This window comes from Kribbella qitaiheensis, from assembly GCF_014217565.1.
GTDB classification, from domain to species: Bacteria; Actinomycetota; Actinomycetes; order Propionibacteriales; family Kribbellaceae; genus Kribbella; species Kribbella qitaiheensis_A.
The window spans coordinates 6,058,169-6,082,349 of the sequence record NZ_CP043661.1 but is presented as its reverse complement, the minus strand read 5'-3'; the positions used below and the strand labels follow the sequence as shown (position 1 = coordinate 6,082,349).

The window sequence follows — 24,181 nt, the reverse complement described above, 5'->3', positions numbered from 1 at the left end:
GTGGAGCTGCGAGTGGATCTCGATGAAGTCGTGCTCGTTGTGGATCGCGCAGTCGGTCCCGGCCGGCGCGAACCACAGATTCACCGACACCCGGAACGGCCGCGGCCCCGGTCGGCAGCTCCCCCAGCGCGACACCCTGGTCGAGTTCGACGACGCCGAGGTCCTCCAGCGGACCCCGGTAGAGCAAGGTCTCGCGCGGGAATCCCGGCAACAGATCGGCGAAGAGGTTCCAACCCGGCTCGTGCACGATCTCCGCGATGTCCTCCTCGTCGAGGATCTCGAACACCAGCACGGAGTCACCGCTCTCGACCCGCGTCTCCCGCAGCACGGTCGACGAGAGGGCCGGGATATAGCGAACCGGCTCCTCCCCTACCCAGACGGGAGTCAGGCCCGGATTCACCACGATCGCCCGGTTCCCGATCGGGTGGTCCTTCGGCTGCTCGACGTACGTCGCCTCGACGAACCGGTTCGACAAGGCAAGCCGGCTCATCAGGCCACCGACCTGATCAGGTCGGGCGCCGCCAGGATCCGGTGACCCGGTACGAACGGCATCACAGCCGGACCGTCGCCGAAGAAATGAGCCAGTGCGCCGACGACCCGATCGGTCGCTTTGCCATCGCCGTACGGGTTGGCCGCGGTGGACATCCGGGTGTAGCGGTCCTGGTCGTGGAGGAGGCCGCGAACCTCGGCGGTGATCCTCTCCCGAGTACGGCCGACCAACCGCGCAGTACCGGCTGCGACTGCCTCGGGCCGCTCGGTGATGTCACGCAGTACGAGCGTGGGCTTGCCTAGCGCGGGGCCTTCTTCCTCTGCTCCGCTGCTGTCGGACAAGATGAGGTCGCTGCGCAGCATCAGCCTGCAGAACGAAACGTACGACAGCGGGTCGACGATGTCCACGGTCGGCAAGCCGTCGATCTGGGCCAGCATCGCCTTGCGCACAACGGGATTGCGATGCAGCGGTACGACGATCCGCACCGCCTCGGTGGTGGCGATCTCGCGGATGGCGGCGCCGATCTCGTCCAGCTTGCTCCACGACTCGCGGCGGTGGGCCGAGGCCAGGATCACCCGGCGCGGGTCCTCGTCCAGGTCCTCCAGCGACGGATGCCCGTAGTCGACCGCCTGGCCACTGGCCCAGCGGAGCGCGTCGATCACAGTGTTGCCGGTGACAACGATCTTGGACTCGTTGATGCCTTCGCGGATCAGGTTGGCGTAGTTGCCGGGCGTCGGGGCGAGATGCAGCTCACTGAGCTGGGCGACCAGCCGGCGGTTCGCCTCCTCCGGGAAGGGCGAGTAGAGGTTGCCACTGCGCAGACCGGCCTCGATGTGTACGACGGGGATCTGGTGATGGAAACCCGCCAGGCCACCGGCCAGCGTGGTGGCGGTGTCGCCGTGCACCATCACCGCCTCGACCCCGGCATCGGTCAACGGACCGGCCAGCCCGCTGAGCGCCCGATGGGTGACCTGGGACAGCGTCTGTTTGTCGGTCATCACGCCGAGGTCGACGTCGGCCTTGAGCCCGAACGCGGCGAGCGTCTCGTCGAGCATCTGACGGTGCTGACCGGTGGACAGCACGAGCGGTTCGTACCGCGGGTCGTCCTGCAGTGCCCGGATCACCGGCGCACACTTGATGGCTTCGGGTCGGGTCCCGAGGATGACAGCTACCTTGCGCATAATTCTTCCTGGTTCCGGCCGTGCGGGATCGCCGCGCGGCCTCGCTGGGAGGGCGGGTGGGTTATGCGAGCGTTTGACTTGTACTGGCAGGGTCAGGCTCAGGTCGCTGAGCCCGGGCATACTTGCGGTTATGGAGAAACCTGCTGAGTTGGGCGAATTCCTCCGCACGCGGCGCGCGCGGCTACAACCGTCAGCCGTCGGCCTGACCTCCTACGGAGCCCGCCGGGTGCCCGGCCTGCGCCGGGAGGAGCTGGCCCAACTGGCGGGAGTCAGCGTCGCGTACTACACCCGGCTCGAGCAGGGCCAGAGCCAGAACGCGTCCGACGACGTCCTCGACGCCATCGCCCGCGCGCTGCAACTCAGCGACGACGAGACGATGCACCTGCGCAATCTCGCCCGGCCGACCCGCCGCAAGCGCCGTCCGGCGGGCAAGCCCGAGACCGCGCGGCCGGCGACCAAGCAGCTGATCGAAGCGATCGACGGGATCGCGGCCGTGGTGATGGACCGGCGCAGCGACGTCCTGGCCTGGAACGACCTGGGCCACCAGTTGCTGGCCGGCCACTACGAAGCCGACAGCCCGTACTCCGCGGAGACCCGGCCGAACCTGACCAGGATGCTGTTCCTCGACCCGCACACGCGTGAGCTCTACGCGCGCTGGGACGAGGAGGCGAAACGATCGGTCGCGTCGTTGCGACTGATCGCCGGCCGGCATCCGAACGATCTGCATCTGGCCGAGGTGATCGGCGAGCTGTCGATGAAGAGCACCGAGTTCGCCGAGCTCTGGTCGCGCCACCCGGTGGTCAACTGCACCTTCGGGACGAAGCAGTTCCAGCACCCGGTCGTCGGTCAGCTCGAGCTCTCCTTCGAGGTGGCCCAGCTTCCCGACGACTCGGCGCACCGCATCCTGATGTACAGCGCCCAGCCCGGTACGCCGTCCGAAGCCGCTCTTCGGCTGTTGCTTGCAGGCACTCATGAGCTGGACTCCTCGACCCGGCCCTGATCAGGCCGGTTCGATGGAGAGCTTGTGGCGGAAATAGTTGGTCGGGTCGTACCGCCGCTTGATCTGCTGCAGGCGGGGGTAGTTCCCCTTGAAGTAGAGGGTCGACCACGGCACGCCCGACCGGTTGTGCCGGCTGTCGGCCATGTCGTTGTCCGGGTAGTTGATGTAGCACCCGTCCGCGCCCGTCCCGGGCACCGGAACACCGCCGGTGGCCGCGAAGAAGTCGGAGAAGATGTCCCGGGCCCAGCCGACGTAGAACTGGTCATCGGTCTCTTTCTCCCAGAACGTCTGGAAGCACATCTTGAAGATCGTGTCCCGCTGGGCGTTGGCGGTCGCGTCCTCCTTGACGGCGTTCACCTGCCCACCGAACGAGAACAGCACCAGCATCGTGTCCGGGTTCTGGAAGTCCGGCCGGGTCATGTGCTTGTAGACGGCTGCGATCTGCTCGTCGGTGAAGTTCTTCAGCATGTACGCCGACTTGTGCACGCCGCGCGAGGTCGGGTTGGTGATGGTCGGGTTGTTCGTCCCCACCAGCCGGGTGGCCTGCAGCCAGGGCAGCTCCCGCGGCTCGGCGAAGCCGGACAGCACGCCGACCTCGGCCAGCGGCTTGGTCACCTCTTGCGCGGTGATGCCGACGCCCTTGGTGATGGCCGCCAGGTAGTCGTCCAGGATCGCCCGTGCGTTGGGGTTGTCGTTCGGCACCTGAGTAAACATGCCGAGGCTGCCGTGCGCCTTGGAGCTGACGTTGAACAGGCTGCTCAGCTGGACGTTCGGCGAGTTCGGCGACGCGTTGCGCTGGTGCCAGCCGCCGAAGTTCTTCAGCAGCCGGTGGAACTTGGCCGGCGTCAGCTGGTCCCACGGGAACTCGATCGCGCTGATCAGCACGGTCGACGGTGGATTGATCAGCTGGTCGGACGGGTTCGAGCCCTTGGCGCCCGGCGAGCGGAACCAGTACTTCGTGACGACGCCGAAGTTGCCGCCGCCGGCTCCGGTGTGGGCCCACCAGAGATCGCGGTTCGGGTCGTTCGGCTCCCGGGTCGCGACGACGGTCCGAACCTTGCCATTGGCACCGACGGTCACCACCTCCACGGCGTACAGGTGGTCGACGGTCAGGCCGTGCGCCCGGGACAGCAGGCCGTAGCCGCCACCGGAGATGTGGCCGCCGACGCCGACGCTGTAGCAGATGCCGCCCGGGATGGTGACGTTCCAGCCTTTGAACAGTGACTCGTAGACGTTCATCAGCCGGGCGCCGGCCTCGACCGCGAACGCGCGGCGGACCTGGTCGTAGTAGACCCGGGTGAGCTGGGAGACGTCGAGCACGACCTCGATCTCCGGGTTGCAGACGAAGTCGGAGAAGCAGTGGCCACCGCCGCGGATCGAGACTCGCTTGCCGGCCTGGACGGCCTCCCGGACGGCGTGTTCGGCGTCCTCGGCCGAGGTGATCATCCGGATGTAGTCCGGCTGGGAGACGAACCGCTGGTTGTTGCCCCGGGACAACTCCCGGTACCGCGGATCGCCCGGCCGGATCTTCGCCCCGGCCGGCACACCAGTCGCCGGTACTACGGGCGCTGCCGCCGCCGTGGTCCCGGTCTGCGCCGCGGTGGCCGTCACCCCGCCGACAGCGGCCGCGGCGGCGCCGAACAGAACGGATCTGCGCTGCACACCTTTTTCAGGCATAGGTCTACCCCTCCACGCTTGATGATTTGCTAGGAATTCTTCTTGGCGGACCACCAGATCCGTTAATAGAGAAGTAACAATCACCCGCCCCCAGCGGATTCGCAGTCAGTTACTGACCGCGCTACAAGAATTACGGTCCGGTGATCTCGTCGTCAAGCAAACTCTAGGAATGCATTTGTGACGAAGGTCACGACGGAACAGGTCGACAACTAATTCCGCTCTGGGCATTGATTTAAACGCATGAAAAAGCCATCGATGATCACCGGGATCACCAATGGCTTTTCAATTCAGTTCATTTTTCATTCAACCGGTAATACCACTCTGCCGGGCGGACCCGTCGCGACGACCCGGCTACGACGGTCGAGCGCGCCAGAGAACACGGCGACCGCCAGACCGGCCAGCGCGAGGCCCGCACCGACCCAGTTAGGTGCCGTGTACCCCAATCCCGCATCGATCGCGAGACCACCCAGCCAGGCGCCGATCGCGTTGCCCAGGTTGAATCCGGCGATGTTCGCCGCGGAGGCCAGCGCTGGAGCCCCGACAGCCTTGTCCATCACCCGCATCTGCAACGCGGGCACAGTGGCGAAGCCGGCGGCGCCGAACAGCAAGATGGTCAGCACGGACAGCGGGCGGCTGTGCGCCGTCCAGACGAACAACAGCAGCACGGCCGCCAACAGCGAGAGAATGACGTAGAGGCTCGGCATCAAATTCCGGTCGGCGGCTTTTCCGCCGATCACGTTCCCGAGGCAGAGTCCGGCCCCGAAAACGATCAGCAGCCAGGTCACCGACCCGGAACTGAATCCGGCCACCCCGGTCATCATCGGTGCGATATAGGTGAACGATGCGAATACACCGGCGAAACCCAGGGTGGTCATCACTAATGCCAGCCACACCTGTGGTCTGCGGAAAACCGCCAACTCGCCGCGGATACTGCCGGACTCGGCCGGCTGTTTCGGCACCAAGATGATCAAACCTATGACACCGAGGACACCAATTCCGGCGACCGCCCAGAACGTGGACCGCCAGCCGAAATGCTGACCCAACGCGGTACCCATCGGCACGCCGAGGACGTTGGCGATGGTCAGGCCGGTGAACATCAGCGCGATCGCGCTGGCGCGTTTGGCCGGCGCGACCAGGTTGGCCGCGACCACCGAGCCGATGCCGAAGAAGGCACCGTGACACAGCGCCGTCACCGCCCGGCCGGCCATCAGCAGCGGGTAGTTGCCGGCCAGCGCGCACAACACGTTGCCGAGGATGAAGACGCTCATCAGCCCGACCAGCATCGTCTTACGGGGCAGCCGCGAGCCGGCCAGCGTCATCAACGGCGCGCCGATCACCACGCTCAGCGCGTAGCCGGAGATGAGCAGTCCCGCGGTCGGGATGGTCACCGCCAGATCGGTCGCGATGTCCGGCAGCAGGCCGACGATCACGAACTCCGTCGTACCGATGCCGAACGCACCGATCGCCAACGCAAGCAGGGCGAGATTCACCGGTTCTCCTCGGGCGGAAGGGGGCACAACGGCGCGACCATCGTCTCCTATCGGGCACGGCTCGTCCTGTCCCTACGAGTGTTAGGCAAACGAGTGGTGGGCAACACAGGGTTCTGGTTGATCTGCGCCGGTGCCGGGATCGTGCAGGTAGGAGCTGTTTCGATAGAGAGGTTCACCTGCATGTCCACCGTTGAAGAAGGCACCCCATCCGATCTCGCCACCGCGAGCGTTCCCGAGGCCCGGATGACGGGCCGGCAGCGGCTGGCGCTGGTGCTGCTGCTGACGGCGAGTTTCACCCTCGCCGTCGACTTCTCGATCCTGAACGTCACGCTGCCGACGATCGGCGCCGACGTCGGGTTCGCCCTGGAGAACCTGCAGTGGATCGCCACGGCCTTCGCCCTCTGCGCCGCGGGCTTCACGCTCCTGCTGGGCCGGGTGGCCGATCTCTTCGGCCGCCGCCGGCTGTTCCTGATCGGGATGGCGCTGCTCGGTATCGCCTCGCTCGTCGGCGGTATCTCCACCTCGCCGACGATGTTGCTGTCGGCAAGGGTTGCGCAGGGACTCGCGACCGCCGCGGTCACCCCGGCCGCGCTGTCGTTGCTGACCACTTCCTTCCCCGAGGGCAAGCTGCGGGAGAAGGCGCTCGGCCTGAACGGCGCGCTGATGGCGGCCGGCTTCACCACCGGCGCGATCCTCGGTGGCGTGCTGACCGATCTGTTGAGCTGGCGCTGGGCCTTCTTCATCAACGTGCCGGTCGCGCTGGCCGTTCTCGTGCTCGCCCCGATGGTGCTGGCGGAGAGCCGTCCGGCCGAGCGGCCGAAGCTCGACGTACCGGGTGCCATCTCGGTCACGCTGGGTCTGCTCGCGGTCGTGTTCGGCCTGACCAGGGCCGGCGAGAAGTCCTGGACCGACCCGGCCGCTCTCGGCTCGCTGCTGGTCGGCATCGTCGCGCTCGCCATCTTCTGGGTGGTCGAGCAGAAGGTCGCGGCTCCGCTCGTACCGGTGGCGATCCTGCGCCGGGCGAACATCGGCTGGGGCAACTTCGCCGGTCTGCTGGCCTTCATCACCGAGACCTCGCTGGTCTTCCTGCTCACGCTGTACCTGCAGAAGACGCTCGGCTTCACGCCGCTCGGCGCCGGACTGTCCTTCGCGGTCCTCGGCGCGGGCACCGTGATCGGTGGCATCGTCGCACCCAAGGTGATCGGCCGCGTCGGCGCGAAGAACGCGATCGTGCTCGGCTTCCTGATCCAGGCCGCCGCCACCCTTTCCCTGGTGCTGCTCGGCCCGGACTCGTCCTGGATGGCGCTGCTGCTGGTCGCCACCTTCGTCGGCGGGGTCGCCAACCTGATCGCGATCGTCGGCTTCATGGTCACCGCGACCACCGGACTGCCGAACGAGGAGCAGGGCCTGGCGACCGGCCTGGCCACGATGAGTCAGCAGGTCGGCATCACGATGGGCATTCCGATCATGAGTGCGATCGCCACCGCCCGGGTGAACTCGCTCGGCGGCGAGAACCCGGCCACCGTGCTCAGCGGCGTGACCACCGCGATCTGGGTCAACACCGCGCTCTGCCTGGTCGCTGCCGGACTGGTCGCCGTGTTCCTGAAGCGGGGCAAGCGTTCATGAGGGGCCGTCATCTCGGTCGTCCCGCGGTCAGTGACGCGCTGAGCGTGACGGTCTCCTGGGGTTCCCTGGTGATCGGCGAAGTACCGGCGCGCCTCTACCGGCCGGTCGAGTCGTGGCAGGGCTGGCTGGTGTGGGTACACGGCGGCAGCTGGACACGTGGGTCCGTGGCCGGGTGGCATGAGGTCTGTGCCGACCTGGCCCGGCTCACAGGCTCCACTGTGGTCAGCGTGGACTACCGGCTCGCTCCGCTGCATCCGCATCCGGCGGCGCTCGAGGACGTGCTGGCAGTGCTGGAGTGGGTAGCTGTGCAAGCAGGCGACGACCAGGTCGCCGTAGGTGGGGACAGCGCGGGCGGCACCATCGCTGGATGCGCCGCACTGGCCTGGCGCGACCAGGGCCGGCAGTTGGCGGCGCAGGTGCTCGCCTATCCTCCGATGGACCCGGAGTGCCGCGCATCGTCGTACAAGCCGTCGGTCTTCCCGACCAGGGAAGACTTGATGACCTCTTGGCGGGCGTATCTGGGGTCGGGCGACGGGGCTGGGTACAGCACCCCGTTCCAGGCTGACGATCTGAGCGGTACTGCGCCCGCGTGGCTGGTCGTCGGCGAGCACGATCCGGTGCGCGACGACGTGGAGGAGTACGCGATGCGGCTGCTGTCCGACGGCGTCGCAGTACGGCTGGAAGTCCTGCCGGGAGTGCCACACGGCGCGATCCTGGCGCCCGGGCCGATGCGTGACTGGATCGGTTCGGCCTTTCTGGAGCTGAGTTCGAGCAAGGAGATGTCATGACACACCCGCACAGCGAAGCCCTGCTGCGGCACTTCGCCGACCTCCGGGACCGTTCGCACGGCGAGACCGCGGTCACCCGGGCGGAGAAGGAGCAGCTCTTCGCGGCCACGGTCGAGTTGCTCGACCCGGTCGCGAAGGAGGTTCTCGACGAGGTGAACGCGGACCTGCTGCTCGGCACCGGAACGGTCTCGGCGACCGGGCTGGGCAGTACGCCGGACGGCGGGCTCGCGGCGATCTGGGCCTTGTCGTGGACGGAACAGGCCGAAGCGGGGATCAACCCGATCGCGATCCGGGCGCACTACGGCCGCGGGTTCCACCACCCGCATCTGAGCGGCGGCACGGTCGGCGAATGGCCGCTCAACGTGTTCACGCCGGAGCAAGCGCTGGCGGAACTGCCGACCCTGCGCGCGATCGCCGCCGCGGACCTCCACAACTTGGTCTTCGAGGCCGACTACCGGATCGTCCCGGCAACCATGAGCGAGGCACGGTCGTGAACGGGCCGACTGGCGGCGAGGATCGGCCTGCCAGCCACCAGGAGCGTCAGCCGGGCATGACCCGCCCGGATGCCGGCGAGGCTGTTGTCGGCTATGGGGGACAGTCGCTCGTAGCCCCGCGACTGTCGATCCTCGACCAGTCCCCGATCGGCGAGGGCAGTACGGCGGGCGAGGCGTTGCGGGCTTCGGTGGAGTTGGCTGAGGCGGCGGACGAGCTCGGGGTGACGCGGTACTGGGTTGCCGAGCACCATGGCTCGCCAGGGTTCGCGGGGACCGCACCGGAGATCCTGGTGCCGATCATCCTGGGCGCCACGCGGCGGATGCGGGTCGGTTCGGGCGGGGTGCTGCTGCCGCGATACCCAGCGACAAAAGTAGCCGAAGTGTTCAGCATTCTGGCCGACCTCTATCCAGGCCGGGTCGATCTGGGTCTCGGCCGCGCCGGTGGACCGCCCGAGACCTTCCCGGCGGACGTTGCCGACCTGCGGAGGTGGTTGGGCGACGATCCGCACCTTTGGGTGCTCGGCGCGAGCGCCTCGTCAGGTGCCCTCGCGGCGAAACTCGGTACGGCGTACGCGTATGCGCACTTCTTGAATCCAGGACCTGGTCTGGAGTCGATGACGGCGTACCACGAGGCGTCGCCCGCTCCGAGCAGCGCGCTCGCCGTACGGGTGATCGTGGCCGACACCGAATCCCACGCGAACGATCTGGCCGCCAGCCTGCTCCTCTGGCGGAGCCGCAAGGACCTCGGCGACGACAGACCGCTCCCCTCGATCGAAACCGCCCGGAACCATCGGTGGACCAGCGCCGAACTCGAGCGAGCGTCGTACAACAGCAAAGCCCTGATCTCCGGTACGCCGGACCAGGTCGCACCCATTCTGTCCGACCTGGCCTACCTGCACGGCACCGACGAGTTGGTGGTCAACGTGCTGACTCACGACCCGGCCGACCGACTACGTACCTACCAACTACTCGCGCAGGTGCTGGGCGCCGCCTCGACCGTCGGAACCGGTGCCCGCTGACCAACCCAACGGACCCGTGCGGTCCCGCGACCGGATCCGCCGCCAGACCGGGTCAAGTCCGGCCTTTCATGGGTCGCGCCGGTCTACCGGACCCGGCGGGCCCTCGGACCAGTGCCGACCGGAGAAGCAAAGCGGCTGCTTCCCCCCTCCAGTCGGGCTTCCCCCTCCAGCCCGGGGTTACCCCCTCCAGCCCGGGGTTACCCCCTCCAGCCCGGGGTTACCCCCTCCAGTCGGGGTTACCCCACTGCTATGCGAGTGGGGTAACCCCAAGAGGAGTGGGTCAACCCCCACCCCAGGGAGCGGAGCCACCCGACGCGGGGCTCTGGCTCAGGCGTTCACCACGATCGGGGCGCCGCCCGAGGTGAGCGACCAGTCGGTGGTGTGGAAGGTCGACGGGTTCACCTCGCCGGTCGCGGTGACGTAGTCGATCATCAACTGCCGGATCTCGACCTGCCGGTTGTAGACGACCGGGGCCGTCTTGACGTGCGGGAAGTTGCCGCCGCCGGACTGCCGGTAGTTGTTCACCGCGACGACGAACTGCTGATCGGCGCCCACCGGCGCACCGTCGTACTGGAGGTCGGTGATCCGGGAACCGGCCGGCTTGGCGATGTCGATCTTGTACGCCAACGGCTTGGTCAGGCCGCCCATGATGTCGTAGTTGTAGTCAGGCGTGCCGCCGGGCGCGGTCGGCGTCACCGCGTTCGTCACCTGGTCCGCCGGGAACGGGCCAGGACCGCTGACCTGCTTGAAGTACGTCGCGGAGAACTCCAGGTAGTCGGTGATCTGAGCGCCGGTCATCGTGACGGCGAGCAGGGTGTTGTCGAAGATGTACAGGCCGGCCACGTCCCGGACCGATACGTCACCGGCCGGGATCGCCGCCGCCCGGTTGAACGGCGCCGCGATGGCGAGCACTGGCAGCGACGCCTGCGGCGTACCGACGAGTGCCTTGCTGACCGCATCGGCCTGGATGAAGTTGACGAAGTCGAGCGCGGCCGTGTCCTCCCAGGGCGCGGTCGCCGCGGACATCGCCTCGGTACAGGTACCGATCTTCGCGTTGACGTAGCCGACGACCTTGTCGTGGTCTGCCTGCAGCAGGTTGGTGACCTGCGGGTCGGCCTCGACCGTGTTGGCGTTCAGCACCTGGCTGTGCCGGCCGACGACCTTCCAGCAGCCGCGCTGCTTCTGCAGATCCAGGTCGATCACGGACAGCCGCATACCCCACTTCAGCGGCTCGGTAAGGACGACCTGCTGGCCGGTGACCTTGTTGGTGACGAGGCGCTCGGGGATCTCCAGGTGCGCGTGCCCGACCAGTACGGCGTCGATGCCCGGGACCGTCTCGGCCATCAGGACCGAGGCGTTCTCCGGGACCGGCAGCGCGTCGCCGTACGACGAGGAGAGGTCCATCCCCGAGTGCGCCGCCACGATCACCACGTCGGCACCGGCCTTACGGACCCGCGGCACCCAGATCTTGGCCAGCTCGACGATCCCGCCGAACTTGACCTTGTTCTCGACGTTCGCCTTGTCCCAGATCGCGATGCCCGGGTTGGTCAGGCCGAGGATGCCGACCGTGATCGGCCGCTCGCCCGGCACGTGCACCCGCTTCAGCACGTACGGCGGGAAGACCGGCAGCCCGGTGGTCCAGTCCTGCGCGTTCGCGCCGAGCAGCGGGAAATTCAGCTGCCGCTGGAACTTGCGCAGGATGTCGAGCCCGTAGTTGAACTCGTGGTTGCCGAGCGCGGCGGCGTCGTAGCCGATCGCGTTCATCGCGGCCGCCATCGGGTGCGTGTGACCACCGGTGATCGGCTGGATCTTGGCGAAGTAGTACGCCAGCGGGGTGCCCTGGATGGTGTCACCGGCATCGAGCATCAGCGGGGCGGGAGTATGCCGGTCGACCTGCATGCGGTACGCCTTGACCAGGGTGGAGATCTTGGCCAGGCCGATGTCGTTGTGCGCTTTGTCGTCGTACTCCGCGTTCTTGAAGTAGTCCCAGTTGAAGACATTGCCATGCAGGTCGGTGGTCCCCAGCACACTCAACCGGACCGTCTTCGGCTGATGACCGCCGTGCGTCCCGGCGTACGCGGGGACTGCCTGGAAGCCGGCCGCGGCCAGAGCCGTCGCGGCGGCACCCCCGATCACCGTACGTCTGCCCATCGTCCTCGGGTCACCGTTGTCCGTCATGTTTGCGCCTCACGCGTCGTTGGGATGTGGCTTCCAGCACCATACGCGGAGCTGATTTCGAGTTGGCCCTGCCGGCGGGAGAGGATGCAATCCATGACCTTGCCGCCCGGCAAACTCCTGCTCGCCGCCGCCGTCCTCTTCGCCGCCGCCTTCGCCCAGGCCGCGCAACCCGCTGAGCACTCGTCCGCGCAGGCCGCTCCGTCCGCCCGCCCCACCGCCCACGGCCCGCTCACGATGCAGCTCGGGAAACGGCTGAAGACGCCGGCGCGGAAGAACCAGCGGGAGGCCAAGCCGGCGGCCTGGGATCTGAGTACGCACGGGGCGAAGACGATCTACCTGACCTTCGACGACGGGCCGCACCCGGTGTACACGCCGAAGGTGCTGAGCATCCTCGCCAAGCACCACGCCAAGGCAACTTTCTTCGTGCTCGGCCGCGAGGTCGCCGCGCACCCGCAACTGGTCGACCTGACCCGCGGCTACGGGAACCACATCGGCAACCACACCTGGGACCACCCGATGCTGACCCACCTCACTGACGCGCGGATCCGCCAGGAGATCTCCAGCGGGGTGAAGTCGCGCTGCTTCCGGCCGCCGTACCGGGACACGAATAAGAAGGTGGAGGCGATCGCCGCGTCCTACCACCTCCAGCAGATCCTCTGGGACGTCGACACGAACGACTGGAAGAAGCCGGGCGCGGCGGCGATCGAGCGCGCGATCCTGCGCGGCGCCCACCCGGGCGCGATCATCCTGATGCACGACGGCGGCGGCAACCGGTCCGAGACGGTCGCTGCTCTGGACCGCGCGCTGACCAAGCTGTCGGCGCAGGGCTACACGTTCCGCTCGCTACCTTGCTGAGGTCGTGATCCCCGCTTTGCCGCCGGAGAAGTGCTTGAGAGCCTGATCGATGACGTGCACGGGCTGGTCCAATGCTTTGACGAGGTAAAGCCCGGTCGGCTTCAGCAGGGCGCTCGGCTTGACCACGGCCCGTACCGCGGGCTGATCAAGCCCTCGTACTCCGGCGGTGGTGGCCGCGATGCCCGGGGCAAGAGTCAGGTGCAGCACGAACTGCCCGAACACCTTCTCCTGCTTGAACCCAGCGACGGCCGGCCACGGCAGGATCACCGGGTACGGCGCCCCGTCACACGCCAACTCCAGCCCTTTGGGTGACATCCGAAACGCCACCGGCGGCAACTCGCTCGCGGCGTACCACCGCTGCCTTTCACCATCCAGCCGCACCGCAAGCACCGTACTAGCCACCAACGGCGACATGCTCAAAATCAGCAGCAGCGCGAACGGCCACATCCCGGACCCACGGAACGCGAGCAGGGCATACACGGCAAGTCCGATGCCTACGGCCCCAATCCCCAACGTCACCCACGCCCCACGCCGCACGCCCCGCCGCACCACCCCACGCCGGGCCTCCACCGCACCCCGATCGATGCCCACGACAAACACCTGCTCCGCTTCCATCCCCAAACCCTCTCAGCCCACCGGTTCCCCCCGCGCGCCGACACGTGCCACCACCCAGCGCCGGCGACCCGAGATGAACAGGAGTCCGCAGCTCCCACGCGGCACGGTTCTCCCGCATGAGCTCCCCGTCGCGCTCTGCCGCACCCGCGCGGGTCTGCCGGGCACCGGACACCGGGGCCCGCACCCGCAGCCGCAGCCGCAGCCCGCACCCGCACCCGCACCCGCACCCGAGGAGCAGCCAACCTCAGCCCGCTTCAGCAGGCATCGACCGCTCACGCATTTCAGCGGCGACGGAGGAGCCGCGTCTTCGGGAGGGCGACGGAGGAGCCCGGTGGTAGGTCAGCCGGTGACGGCGTGGTGGGTTTTGACGGGCTTCGGGACCGGGGCGGCCGGGACGTTGCCTGGTTCGGTCGGCTGCGGGATTGTCGGCTTCTTGGTGGGGGTGGGCTTCGGGGTTGCGGCGGGCTTGGCGCAGGTGGCTGAGGCGAGCTTGATGACCTCGGTGCCGTCGCCCAGGTCAATCGTGAGGGCGGTGATCGTGAAGGAGCCGTCTGAGCTCTTCGACTGCTCGTTGACGGTGATCTTGGCCAGCGGGGCCGCCGGAATGGTGACGGTCTGCTTGGTGCTCGGGATCGCTATCTTCTGCCCGAGCAGCGTGAGCGAACCGATGTCGACGGCGCCGGTGTCGCCCGTGCAATAGACATTGACGCTATCGATGGCGAGCAGCGAACTCGGCGGGGTGAGCAGCAGGTTGCACAGGTCAGGCAGGTTCTTGACCGGCAGGTCCTTGGTACTCAGCTTCGGCAACGGCAGGCCGAGATCGGGCAACGGCAGCTCAGGGATCGGGAGATCGCCGGCACCGGTCGCGGGCAGGTTGGCGCAGCTCTTCTTCAGCTCCGGCGGGATCTTGATCTGGTTGAGCAGGTCCGGTCCGACGGTGAGGTCGAAGAGTTCCACCGCGGCCGAGTTGTTCCCGGCGGTGACACTCGCGGCCCGGAGCGCGATCAGCGGGTTCTTCGGCACCTCGAGTGCCGACGAATCGTGCCGGGTCCCGTTCAGCGATTCGACGTAAGGCGTCTTCGCGAACGGGACCTGACCGGTCGCGCTGATCCCGTACGCCGACGAGGGCTTGCCCACCGCCGTACCGACGGGGGCGCTGGCCACGAGGCTGAACGTCACCAGGCCGATCACGGCCGCGAGTGTCAGAACGGTCGGTCCGAAGTGTCGTCGCATCTGCGAGTTCCTCACTGATCGGGGCGGATCGCTGGGTTTCACTTGCTGTCAATCAGGACGAGGGTGCCCAATGGCACCTGCTGGAGCTTGGCGAGCGCAGTACGAGGTACGCGGACGCAGCCGGCGCTGATGGCTGCCCCGAACACATCCGGCCGCGGCCAACCGTGGATCGCGACCGTGCCCGGTCCGCCGCCGAAGGTGTCGAGGGTCGGGCTGTGCGCTCCCAGCGGGAGCACGACCGGGGACGCGGAGCGCGTCTTGTCGATGATGGACCCGAGCAGGAACGTCCGGCCGGGCGGCGTCGGCGTCGCCTTCGCGCCCACGCCGGCCTTCCAATCGCCGAGCGACTTGCCTTTCTCGAACAGTTCGATCGTGCGCGAGCCGGTATGCACGCGGATCAGGTACGACGACGCGGCGCGATCCAGATCCTCGTCCTGCAGCCAGCCGGTAGACCGGTTCGGCTTCGACGGCAGCAGCACCCGCACCCAGCCGTCGGCCTTCTCGACCACCGGCAACCAGGTCGACCCGAACTGACTCGGCCCGATCTTGGCGAACGCGTCCGCATCCGGCGCGGTGTAGAGCGCGGCCTCGGCCCTCGGATGGACAACCAGCCCGTCGGTACCCGCGTACGGCTCCGGATCGAGCGGCGCGGACGCGATCGTGGTTTGCGTCGAGGAAGCCGTCAGCGTGGTGAGGTCAACCGGAGGCAGCTCATCGTGCTTGTTCCCGAGCACCCCAGCGACAGCCACACCACCGAGCAGCACAAGCACGGCAATGGCCCCAACAGACCCACCGCCCCGCTCCCCAGCACGTGACCGACCCATACACCCGCTCCCCGTAAAATCCTTCACCAACTGTGACCCGACGACGACAATAGGCTGTTCCGCACCCCGGGTCCACGGTTAGTGACCCACCAGTAGCATTTCCGCACCGATCCTGCGTCGCCCCTCCCGGCAGGCGACCGCGGTTCCGCCACGTGACCTCGATCCGGACTTCCAGGCCAGCAGTACTGCTCGGATCGGCGGCAGCGCGGGCGAACTCACGCGTGCTGACCAGTGCCGACAAGGACTACTGATGGTGTGGGGATCCGGCCCGACTGATGCAAGGCGGTCCTCCGCCCGAAAGCCTGGCGTGGGCGAGAGTTTCCGCCTTGGTGTCCGTTTCGGTGAGTGCCGTTCGTCGGTGGGTTGAGAAGGTGATCAACCGGGAGGAGTAGGGATGCAGTTCAAGGTCAATGGGGTCGAGTTGTGTGTGGAGACGTTCGGGGAGAGGGACGATCCGCCGATGCTGCTGGTCGGGATCTCCATGCTGAGCTGGCCGGATGAGCTGTGCGCGGCGCTGGCTGGGCGGTTTGTGGTGCGCTACGACCTGCGCGACGCGGGGCAGTCGACGGTCGTTGATCCCGACGCGCCGAACTACAACCTGCGGGACCTGGTGACCGACGCGTCAGAGCTGATGAAGGTCATGGATCTGGGGCCCACGCACGTGGTCGGGGTGGGCGTCGGTGGGTTCATCGCGCAGCTACTCGCGCTCGACCATCCCGGCCAGGTGGCGTCACTGACGCTGGTCTCGACCCGTCCGGTGGCGCCCGGTCCCGTCGATCCCGACCTGACCGATCATCACCCGGAGACGATGAAGCAACTGTTCGGGCGTCCGGCGCCGGACTGGACCGATCGCGACAGCGTGGTCGACTACATGACCGAGTCCGCGCGGCTGATGGTCGGCTCACGGGGGTTCGACGAGCAGGACGCCCGCGCGACAGCCGGATCGATTTTCGATCGAGCGGGACAATCGGCGAAGGCGCGGCGGGCCAGCCACCTCGGGACGATGTTCGCGGCCATCGACTGCCGACCGCGGTGGCGCGAACGACTCGGCGAGATCTCGGCACCGACCCTGGTGGTGCACGGGGACGAGGACCCGTTCTTCCCGTACCAGAACGGCAAGGCGCTGGCCGCGGAAATCCCGAACGCCACGCTGCTCACCCTCCCCGGCATCGGCCAGGGCTTGTCGCGGGCGACCTGGCCGACCGCTGTCCCCGCCCTATTGCGCCACACCTCACCAGATAGGTAGTAGCGCCAGTCGACGCCGGCCAGCACGTCTGAATCCGGCCGGGCTGCCGCTGATCCGAGGAGCAGTGCCTGCCTGGAGGCGCGGAACTCAACTGTTGAGGTGGCGGCCTGACCAGGTCCAGGCATACGCGCCGTCGTCGACTGCGGACCCACCCTCGCCCAGTTCCAAGGGGCGAAAGGTGTCGACCATTACGGCTAGTTCTTCGAAGGATTCGGCGCCAAGAGAAGCCTCGATGGCGGCGGGCTGGGGTCCGTGGGCGTAACCGCCGGGGTGGAGGGAGATGGAGCCCAGGCCGATCCCGGAACCCTTGCGGGCTTCGTAGTCGCCGCCGCAGTAGAACATGACCTCGTCGGAGTCCACGTTCGAGTGGTAGTACGGCACCGGGACCGACAGCGGGTGGTAGTCCACCTTGCGCGGTACGAAGTTACAGATCACGAAGTTGTTGCCCTCGAACACCTGGTGCACGGGTGGCGGCTGGTGGATCCGGCCCGTGATCGGCTCGAAGTCGCGCACGTTGAACGTGTACGGATACAAACACCCGTCCCAGCCCACCACGTCGAATGGATGCGTCGCATAAGTCATCCGGCTACCGACGATCCCCGCCGCCCCGTGCCCGCGATGCTTCACCAGCACCTCGACGTCATTGCCCTCGACAACAAAACTCGAACCGGGAGTGACCAGATCGCGTTCGCAGTACGGCGAATGCTCGAGGAACTGCCCGTACCGGCTGAGGTACCGCTTCGGCGGCGCGATGTGGCTGTTCGCCTCGATGCAGTACGCGAAAACCCCGTCGGGCCCCGGCAACCACCGATGCGTCGTCGCACGCGGGATCAGAACGTAATCCCCTTCAGCAGCAGTCAGTACGCCGAACACCGTCTCGACCGTCGCCGACCCCTTCTCGATGTAGACACACTCGTCGCCGATCGCGTTTCGGTAGTAAGGCGAAACCGCCTCGGCCACGACGTACGAGATCCGGACGTCACCGTTGCCGAGCACCAGCCGCCGATGCTCGACGACGTTGGCCGCAACGGCGGCATCACCGTCGAAGAGATCGTGCAGCCGAAGATGCCGCGGCGTCAGCGGATGGTTCGGCGTCGTCACCAGGTCAGGCAGCTCCCAGACCTGCGAATCGACGATCGCCGACGGCACGCCCGCGTGGTACAGCAGCGACGAGTCTGACGAGAACCCCTCCTCGCCCATCAGCTCCTCGTAGTACAGCCCGCCGTCCGGTTTGCGGAACTGGGTGTGCCGCTTCGGCGGAACCTGCCCGACCTGCCGGTAGTGCACCATGACCTCATCCAGACCTTGTACGTTTATCGGACACATGTGTCCGCTTACCGAAAGCATCCGTTAGGCTCGGGGCCATGTCAACCATCCCTGTGCTGTTCCGGCACCTGGTCGACGACGCCGCGATGTTCCCACCCGGGGAGCTGCCCCTGGTCGAAGCCGTGGCCGCGCACCGGGAGCACCGCCAGGCGGAGTACGCCGAGCTGGTCGGGCCCTTCGTCTGCACCGACGAGAACCTGATGAAGGTGGCCGCCGAGGCCGGTCAGGCCGACGGGCCGCTCGAGGTCTCCGTCGTCATCACCGGCGGCGCCGGCGGTATCGAGCCGGCCATCCGGTACGGCGATCGCTCGGCGGCCCTGATCGTCAAGTCGGTCGAGGTCCGGCTGCGCGACGAGGAGGACCTGTCCCGCAACGCGCTCCGGGTGGTCCGCGCCTGCGACGACTGCATGGACGACGAGACGGCGTACGTCGAGATAGGCCTGGAAGGCGCCTGGGAACGAGCGCTGGACGTGGTCGCCGACGCCGGGTACGCCGCGAAGCTCCGCACCGGCGGGCTCGACCCGATCCTGTTCCCGACCAGCCACGAGGTTGCCGCGTTCATCACGGCCTGCCTCGATCGCGAGGTCGCCTTCAAGTGCACGGCCGGGCTGCACAACGCGATCCGGCACACCGACCGCAGTACCGGGTTCGTCCACCACGGATTCCTCAACGTCTTGCTGGCGACCAGGGCCGGGCTCGACGGTGCGCCACAGGACCAGCTCGTACGGATCCTGGACAACCGCGACGGCGAAGAGCTCGCGACATCGGCCGGCGAGCTGTCCGAGGAGCAGGCCGCCGGGGCGCGCCGGTGGTTCACCTCGTTCGGTTCCTGCAGCATCGACGAACCGCGCCAAGACCTGACCGCACTAGGCCTGCTGGAGGCGAAGTGACCTGGATCGACATCCCGGCGAACTCTCCGTTCGGACCCGGGAACCTGCCGCTGGGCATCTTCCGGGCCGGCGACGAGGATCCCAGGGTGGGAGCGGCGATCGGTGACCAGATCATCGACCTGGCCCCGGTCGCGCACCAGCGCGACGACTCCCAGGTGTTCGCCCAACCCTCGCTGAACGCGTTCCTCGCCCTCGGCCGCCCGGCCTGGCAGGCGACTCGCGAATGGCTGCTCGACCTGGTCCGGAACGACGACAACAGAAGCGATATCGAGCCCTATCTCATCCCGCAGTCCGCGGTGACGATGCTGCTCCCGTTCGAGGTCGCCGACTACGTCGATTTCTACGCGTCCGAGCACCACGCGTCCAACGTGGGCAGGCTTTTCCGCCCGGACGCCGAACCGCTGCTACCGAACTGGAAGCACCTCCCGGTCGGCTACCACGGCCGGGCCGGAACGGTAGTTGCCAGCGGCACCGAAATCGTCCGTCCCAGTGGCCAGCGGAAGGCCCCGGCCGACGACGCCCCGACGTACGGCCCGACGCAACGGCTCGACATCGAGGTCGAGCTCGGGTATGTCGTCGGCAGCCCGTCGACGCTCGGCAGCCGGGTCGCCGTCGAGGATTTCAAGGATCACGTGTACGGCGTTGTGCTGGTGAACGACTGGTCTGCAAGGGACATCCAGGCCTGGGAGTACGTCCCGCTCGGCCCGTTCCTCGGCAAGTCGTTCGCCACCTCGATCTCGCCCTGGGTCGTCTCGCTGGACGCGCTGGAAGCGACAAAGGTGCCGCTCCCCCCGCAAGAACCGGCCGTCCTGCCGTACTTGGCCAGTGACGAACTGACGAACTTCGACATCACCTTCGAGGTGCGCTGGAACGGCCAACTGGTCAGCACCCCGCCGTACAAGGAGATGTACTGGTCCGCCGCCCAGATGCTCGCCCATCTCTCGGTCAACGGCGCCTCGGTGCGAACCGGTGATCTGTTCGCCTCCGGCACGGTCAGCGGCGCCGAGAAGAACCAGCGCGGCTCCTTCCTCGAACTCAGCTGGGGCGGCCGCGAGCCGATCACGGTCAACGGCGAGGAACGGACCTTCCTCCAGGACGGCGACGAGGTCACCATCACCGCCTCGGCCACCACTCCCGACGGCACCAAGATCGGCCTCGGCGAGGTCACCGGCAGGATCCTCCCCGCCAACTGACCCCACTGCTGGCCCTTGCGTCCGAAGAACTGAGGGTCCGGCCCCTCGGAGCTTCGGACGCAAGCGCTTTCGGCTGGCTAAACGTTAACTAAAATTGTTCATAACTGTTCGTTTCTCTTGACTCTTGCTCGCTTCTGCGCACAGAATCCGACATCGCCCCTTCCGTCCACCGAGGAGTGCGCTCGTGATTCCGATCCGCCCGGCGGCCGTTGCCGCCGCTCTCGCCCTGACCGGCGGCCTGCTACTGGCCCCGTCAGCCACCGCCTCACAAACCACCCCGACGGCCGCTACAGCCGTCCCGGCGACGCTCTCACTGAGGTCCGGCAACCTGACCGTCACCGTCGGCAGCGACTTTCCCCGCGTTGTCCGGTACGTCGACAACGCGTCCGGGCAGGCCCTCGGTGGTCAGCCCGAGGTGATCTCCACCGTCACCATCAACGGGACAGCCCGGACCGCCAAGCTCACCCGGACGCCGGTTGTCAGCGCCGACCTCAGCCGGGCTGACTACAAACTCGCCTTCGACGCACTGCCCGGGGTCGAACTGGATGCCAGCCTCGCCCTTGCGGGCCGGGTCACCACGTTCAAGATCGACGCCGTTCGGGACACCGAGGCGAGCCGGGTGAAGACGATCGACATCCCGGACCACGACCTGGTCTCGGTGGCCAGCGCCGACCCGGGTGCGACCACCGCCTTCACCACGCTGGATCCGGACTCCACCCGGACGGCGGACAAGATCACCTCGGTGACCGCCGCGACGGCAGCCGAGCCGGCGCCGACCGGAGCGGCGTACGCGTTCGTGAACACGAGCGGTCTGGCGGCCGGGATCGAGTCGAACTCGACGTACGACAAGCCGTCCGGGCAGTCCGTGGACGACGGAGCGAGATTCTGGCACCGGGCCCGGAAAGCTGCCGACGGCGCCAGCCGGGTCGGCGTCTGGAGCGGCCAGTGGACCTACCGCGCCGACACCTCGCCGTACACGGAGCCGTTGCCCTGGGCAAAGGTTGTCGTCACCCCGGACGCGAACGGTGACCACACGGTCGACTGGCAGGACGGCGCGATCGCGTTCCGCTCGATCATGGTCGAGCCGAAGGGCGGCGACCTGGTCAAGGACCGGGTGGTCACCCACATCCCGTTCAACTTCGCCAGCCAGGCCACGCACCCGTTCCTGCGCACCCTCGACGACGTCAAGCGGATCTCGCTCAGCACCGACGGGCTCGGTCAACTGGCAGTGCTGAAGGGATACGGGTCCGAAGGTCACGACTCGGCGCATCCCGACTACGGCGGCAACTACAACGTCCGCGCCGGCGGTCTGACCGACCTGAACACCCTGCTGAAGACGGGCAAGGACTGGAACGCCGCGTTCGGCGTGCACGTGAACGCGACCGAGTCCTACCCGGAGGCGAACGCCTTCAACGAGGACCTCGTCGACAAGACCGCCAAAGGCTGGAACTGGCTCAACCAGAGCTACTACATCGAGCAGCGGCCGGATCTTGCCTCGGGCAACATCATCAAGCGCTTCCAGCAACTGCGGGACGAGACCGACAAGAACCTGCAGGAGCTCTACATCGACGTGTACTACCAGTCCGGCTGGCTGGCCGACGGCCTGACCCGGCAGCTCGCCGACCAGGGCTGGCAGATCGCGACCGAGTGGGCCGACCGGCACGAGCGCACCTCGCTGTGGTCGCACTGGGCCAACGACCTGGACTACGGCGGCCCGACCAACAAGGGCCTGAACAGCCAGATCATCCGGTTCGCCCGCAACCAGGAGAAGGACGTCTGGAACGCCGACCCGATCCTCGGCCAGGCCTCCATCGTCGAGTTCGAGGGCTGGACCGGTGAGACCGACTGGAACAAGTTCTACGCAGGAATCTGGCAGCGCAACCTGCCGGCCAAGTTCCTGCAGCAGCAGAAGATCACCGACTGGAACCCGAACGACATCACCTTCACCGGCGGCGTCCGCGGCACGGTCGAGAACGGCAAGCGCACCCTGTACGCCGGTACCGCCAAGGTGCTCGACGGCGACAAGTACCTGCTGCCCTGGGACAACAACAAGAAGCTGTACCACTACAACCCCGAGGGCGGCCTGACCGCTTGGCGCGTACCAGCCGTATTGGCCGCGACGACCAAGTTCACCGTCTACAAACTGACCGACACCGGCCGGGTCAAGGTGACCACCGCACCCGTCAAGAAGGGTGTCGTCACGCTGGACGCCGAGCCCGGCCAGCCGTACGTCCTGTACCCCGACAAGGCGCCGCAGCAGCCGGTAGCTCAGTGGGGTGAGGGCAGCCTGGTCAAGGATCCCGGCTTCAACGCAGGTGACCTGAACGCGTGGAAGCCGACCGGCTTCGCGAAGATCGACACCCTGGCCAACGGTCAGCACGTCGCCGCCTTCGGCCCGGAGCCAGCGTCGTTGCAGCAGACGCTGACAGGCCTCATCAAGGGGCGTACCTACAGCGCCTCCGCCTGGATCGAGGTCGAGCCCGGCAAGACGCGGCCGACCACCTTGAGTGTCGACGGCACGAAGGTCATCGTGACCAGGTCGACTGCCCAGAACAAGGTCGCGTCCGACGACAAGCACGACGCCTACTACCAGCGGGCCCGGGTCGTTTTCGAGGCCAAGGGCACCACTGCGACGCTGGGCATCAGTGCGGCGGACGGTACTGCGAGGGTCCGGCTCGACGACGTACGAGTAGTCGAGACGACCCGGCCGGCCGCGGGTCTGGTGGACGACTTCGAGCACACCGACCAGGGCTGGGGCCCGTTCATGAAGGGCGACGCCGGTGGCACGACCGACCCGCGAACCGTGCTGGCCCGCAAGCACGCGCCGTACACGCAGGCCGGCTGGAACGGCAAGCTGGTCGACGACGCGCTAGACGGCGACTGGTCGCTGAAGTCGCACGAGGAGAACGAGGGTCTGGTGTACCGGACCGCGCCATGGACCGTCGACTTCAAGCCGGGCCACAAGTACAAGGTCGGTTTCGACTACGAGAGCGGTCTGGCCGGGCACTACGCCTGGGTGCAGGGCGTCGACCGACCGGACTCGGTCGACGTGCACTCCACACCGATCGGCGAGCAACGGACCAAGGCGGCCTTCTCGCAGGAGTTCGTGGCCGGCTGCGGCGGCGACTACTGGGTCGGTCTGCGCAAGCTCTCGTCCGGCGGCGACCAGGCGGACTTCGTGATCGACAACTTCGCCGTCGCCGACCTGGGCGAATCCGACGAGCCAGCAGACTGTACGACGCTCAGCCTGTCGGGCGCCGGCCTCAACGGCATGGTCTCGGGTGAGGCGAACACCGTCGTCACCACGTTCACCAACAACGACGTGGTCGCGGTGAACGACATCACCCTCGCGCTCCAGGCGCCGGCCGGATGGACCGTCGAGGCGGCGACGCCCGCGACCCACGACACCGTCGCAGCCGGTGCCGGCGTGACCACCTCCTGGTCGGTGACTCCGCCCGCCGGGACACCGGCCGGGAAATACGGGCTCACGGCAACGGGTGGTACTGCGACCACTTCGGCGGAGGCCACAGTGCTACCGCCGGGCATCGTGCCGCAATCGCGGATCAAGGTGACCGACGTCAGCAGCGAGGATGTGGGCACGGGTGGCGCGGCCGTCGGTGCGCTGGACGGAGACCCGAGCACGCTGTGGCACACGGCCTGGTCCGAGGTGCCGACCCCGGCTACCTATCCGCACCACATCACGCTGGATCTCGGGACGACGTACCAGGTGGACGGCTTCAGCTACCTGCCCCGGCAGAGCGGTACGAACGGGATGTTCAAGGGGTACGAGATCTACGTCAGCACCGACGGGCAGACCTGGGGTGCACCGGTGAAGGCCGGTGAGTTCCCGAACTCGCGGGACACCCAGCGGGTCGACTTCACCGCGAAGGCGGGCCGGTACGTGAAGTTCGTCGGCACCAGCTCGCTGAACGGGGCCGTCTTCGGCTCGGCGGCCGAGCTGAACGTCTACGGGACGCACTGACCCTGACCCCGAGGACAGACTGGCCCTGAGAAAAGCAGCGGCGCCACCCCCCGCCCCGGGAGTGGCGCCGCCGG

At 67.5% G+C, this 24,181-nt stretch carries 19 protein-coding genes; 11 read left to right on the top strand and 8 right to left on the bottom strand.

Annotation, left to right across the window (positions count from 1 at the left end):
* The first annotated feature begins 22 nt into the window (after positions 1-22).
* Positions 23-535 carry a hypothetical protein gene (locus F1D05_RS28960; RefSeq protein WP_185443586.1) on the top strand — a complete coding sequence of 171 codons (513 nt, stop codon included), beginning with the start codon at positions 23-25 and terminating at the stop codon, positions 533-535.
* Here the strand turns inward: F1D05_RS28960 and wecB are convergent.
* A complete protein-coding gene (wecB, locus tag F1D05_RS28955; RefSeq protein ID WP_185443585.1) occupies positions 490-1,671 on the bottom strand; it encodes a non-hydrolyzing UDP-N-acetylglucosamine 2-epimerase in 1,182 nt (393 codons plus the stop codon). The genes F1D05_RS28960 and wecB overlap by 46 nt on opposite strands.
* A 130-nt stretch (positions 1,672-1,801) precedes the next feature.
* Between wecB and F1D05_RS28950 the strand changes: the two genes are divergently transcribed.
* Positions 1,802-2,671: a helix-turn-helix transcriptional regulator gene (locus tag F1D05_RS28950; protein WP_185443584.1), complete on the top strand. Its 870-nt coding sequence runs from the start codon at positions 1,802-1,804 to the stop codon at positions 2,669-2,671.
* Here the strand turns inward: F1D05_RS28950 and F1D05_RS28945 are convergent, their stop codons facing one another.
* Together F1D05_RS28945 and F1D05_RS28940 are read right to left on the bottom strand one after the other, a co-directional pair.
* The gene (locus F1D05_RS28945; protein WP_185443583.1) at positions 2,672-4,348 is read right to left on the bottom strand and encodes an FAD-dependent oxidoreductase; all 1,677 of its coding nucleotides are present in this window, start codon (positions 4,346-4,348) and stop codon (positions 2,672-2,674) included.
* A 299-nt stretch (positions 4,349-4,647) separates the two neighbouring features.
* Positions 4,648-5,838: an MFS transporter gene (locus F1D05_RS28940; RefSeq protein ID WP_185443582.1), complete on the bottom strand. Its 1,191-nt coding sequence runs from the start codon at positions 5,836-5,838 to the stop codon at positions 4,648-4,650.
* Between the two features lie 180 nt (positions 5,839-6,018).
* On the opposite strand from F1D05_RS28940, the gene F1D05_RS28935 reads away from it, so the two are divergent.
* From F1D05_RS28935 to F1D05_RS28920, 4 genes are read left to right on the top strand one after another with little or no spacing between them, the layout of a single operon-like run.
* Positions 6,019-7,464: an MFS transporter gene (locus F1D05_RS28935; RefSeq protein WP_206685866.1), complete on the top strand. Its 1,446-nt coding sequence runs from the start codon at positions 6,019-6,021 to the stop codon at positions 7,462-7,464.
* Entirely contained in the window at positions 7,461-8,252 is a 792-nt protein-coding gene (locus F1D05_RS28930; protein WP_185443581.1) for an alpha/beta hydrolase, read from the top strand. Before F1D05_RS28935 ends, F1D05_RS28930 begins: the two co-directional genes overlap by 4 nt.
* Positions 8,249-8,746: a hypothetical protein gene (locus F1D05_RS28925; protein ID WP_185443580.1), complete on the top strand. Its 498-nt coding sequence runs from the start codon at positions 8,249-8,251 to the stop codon at positions 8,744-8,746. The genes F1D05_RS28930 and F1D05_RS28925 overlap by 4 nt, the downstream gene beginning before the upstream one ends.
* A complete protein-coding gene (locus tag F1D05_RS28920) occupies positions 8,743-9,765 on the top strand; it encodes an MsnO8 family LLM class oxidoreductase (RefSeq protein WP_206685865.1) in 1,023 nt (340 codons plus the stop codon). The genes F1D05_RS28925 and F1D05_RS28920 overlap by 4 nt, the downstream gene beginning before the upstream one ends.
* Before the next feature lie 327 nt (positions 9,766-10,092).
* Here the strand turns inward: F1D05_RS28920 and F1D05_RS28915 are convergent, their stop codons facing one another.
* Positions 10,093-11,943 (bottom strand): bifunctional metallophosphatase/5'-nucleotidase, encoded by a 1,851-nt coding sequence (locus F1D05_RS28915; RefSeq protein ID WP_185443579.1) that lies wholly within the window; start codon positions 11,941-11,943, stop codon positions 10,093-10,095.
* Positions 11,944-12,036: 93 nt separating this feature from the next.
* Between F1D05_RS28915 and F1D05_RS28910 the strand changes: the two genes are divergently transcribed.
* Entirely contained in the window at positions 12,037-12,798 is a 762-nt protein-coding gene (locus tag F1D05_RS28910; protein WP_206685864.1) for a polysaccharide deacetylase family protein, read from the top strand.
* On the opposite strand, the gene F1D05_RS28905 is transcribed toward F1D05_RS28910, so the two are convergent.
* From F1D05_RS28905 to F1D05_RS28895, 3 genes are all read right to left on the bottom strand, one after another.
* Entirely contained in the window at positions 12,787-13,389 is a 603-nt protein-coding gene (locus F1D05_RS28905; RefSeq protein WP_246486063.1) for a hypothetical protein, read from the bottom strand. The two genes, F1D05_RS28910 and F1D05_RS28905, sit on opposite strands and share 12 nt — an antisense overlap.
* A gap of 363 nt (positions 13,390-13,752) precedes the next feature.
* Positions 13,753-14,646, bottom strand: a complete 894-nt coding sequence (locus F1D05_RS28900) for a hypothetical protein (protein WP_185443577.1) — start codon at positions 14,644-14,646, stop codon at positions 13,753-13,755.
* 38 nt (positions 14,647-14,684) lie between these two features.
* Positions 14,685-15,470, bottom strand: coding sequence for a L,D-transpeptidase (locus F1D05_RS28895; protein ID WP_185443576.1), 786 nt, complete (start codon positions 15,468-15,470; stop codon positions 14,685-14,687).
* Between the two features lie 394 nt (positions 15,471-15,864).
* Here F1D05_RS28895 and F1D05_RS28890 point away from each other — a divergent pair, with 394 nt between their 5' ends.
* A complete protein-coding gene (locus tag F1D05_RS28890; protein ID WP_185443575.1) occupies positions 15,865-16,716 on the top strand; it encodes an alpha/beta fold hydrolase in 852 nt (283 codons plus the stop codon).
* Positions 16,717-16,803: 87 nt separating this feature from the next.
* On the opposite strand, the gene F1D05_RS28885 is transcribed toward F1D05_RS28890, so the two are convergent.
* On the bottom strand, positions 16,804-18,006 hold the full coding sequence (locus F1D05_RS28885; RefSeq protein WP_185443574.1) for a homogentisate 1,2-dioxygenase: 1,203 nt from the start codon (positions 18,004-18,006) through the stop codon (positions 16,804-16,806).
* Between the two features lie 74 nt (positions 18,007-18,080).
* Here F1D05_RS28885 and F1D05_RS28880 point away from each other — a divergent pair, with 74 nt between their 5' ends.
* From F1D05_RS28880 to F1D05_RS28870, 3 genes are all read left to right on the top strand, one after another.
* A complete protein-coding gene (locus F1D05_RS28880; RefSeq protein WP_185443573.1) occupies positions 18,081-18,932 on the top strand; it encodes a hypothetical protein in 852 nt (283 codons plus the stop codon).
* The gene (gene fahA, locus F1D05_RS28875) at positions 18,929-20,125 is read left to right on the top strand and encodes a fumarylacetoacetase (RefSeq protein WP_185443572.1); all 1,197 of its coding nucleotides are present in this window, start codon (positions 18,929-18,931) and stop codon (positions 20,123-20,125) included. The genes F1D05_RS28880 and fahA overlap by 4 nt, the downstream gene beginning before the upstream one ends.
* Positions 20,126-20,309: 184 nt before the next feature.
* On the top strand, positions 20,310-24,107 hold the full coding sequence (locus F1D05_RS28870; RefSeq protein WP_246486062.1) for an endo-alpha-N-acetylgalactosaminidase family protein: 3,798 nt from the start codon (positions 20,310-20,312) through the stop codon (positions 24,105-24,107).
* Positions 24,108-24,181: the final 74 nt, after the last annotated feature.

Bases quoted from the DNA above. Each gene is read 5' to 3' on its own strand.
- F1D05_RS28960 (WP_185443586.1), top strand. From the start codon at position 23: ATGAAGTCGTGCTCGTTGTGGATCGCGCAGTCGGTCCCGGCCGGCGCG.
- F1D05_RS28895 (WP_185443576.1), bottom strand. From the start codon at position 15,470: ATGGGTCGGTCACGTGCTGGGGAGCGGGGCGGTGGGTCTGTTGGGGCC.
- F1D05_RS28915 (WP_185443579.1), bottom strand. From the start codon at position 11,943: ATGACGGACAACGGTGACCCGAGGACGATGGGCAGACGTACGGTGATC.
- F1D05_RS28925 (WP_185443580.1), top strand. From the start codon at position 8,249: ATGACACACCCGCACAGCGAAGCCCTGCTGCGGCACTTCGCCGACCTC.
- F1D05_RS28950 (WP_185443584.1), top strand. From the start codon at position 1,802: ATGGAGAAACCTGCTGAGTTGGGCGAATTCCTCCGCACGCGGCGCGCG.
- F1D05_RS28945 (WP_185443583.1), bottom strand. From the start codon at position 4,348: ATGCCTGAAAAAGGTGTGCAGCGCAGATCCGTTCTGTTCGGCGCCGCC.
- F1D05_RS28930 (WP_185443581.1), top strand. From the start codon at position 7,461: ATGAGGGGCCGTCATCTCGGTCGTCCCGCGGTCAGTGACGCGCTGAGC.
- F1D05_RS28890 (WP_185443575.1), top strand. From the start codon at position 15,865: ATGCAGTTCAAGGTCAATGGGGTCGAGTTGTGTGTGGAGACGTTCGGG.
- F1D05_RS28935 (WP_206685866.1), top strand. From the start codon at position 6,019: ATGTCCACCGTTGAAGAAGGCACCCCATCCGATCTCGCCACCGCGAGC.
- wecB (WP_185443585.1), bottom strand. From the start codon at position 1,671: ATGCGCAAGGTAGCTGTCATCCTCGGGACCCGACCCGAAGCCATCAAG.
- F1D05_RS28900 (WP_185443577.1), bottom strand. From the start codon at position 14,646: ATGCGACGACACTTCGGACCGACCGTTCTGACACTCGCGGCCGTGATC.
- F1D05_RS28910 (WP_206685864.1), top strand. From the start codon at position 12,037: ATGACCTTGCCGCCCGGCAAACTCCTGCTCGCCGCCGCCGTCCTCTTC.
- F1D05_RS28880 (WP_185443573.1), top strand. From the start codon at position 18,081: ATGTCAACCATCCCTGTGCTGTTCCGGCACCTGGTCGACGACGCCGCG.
- F1D05_RS28885 (WP_185443574.1), bottom strand. From the start codon at position 18,006: ATGGTGCACTACCGGCAGGTCGGGCAGGTTCCGCCGAAGCGGCACACC.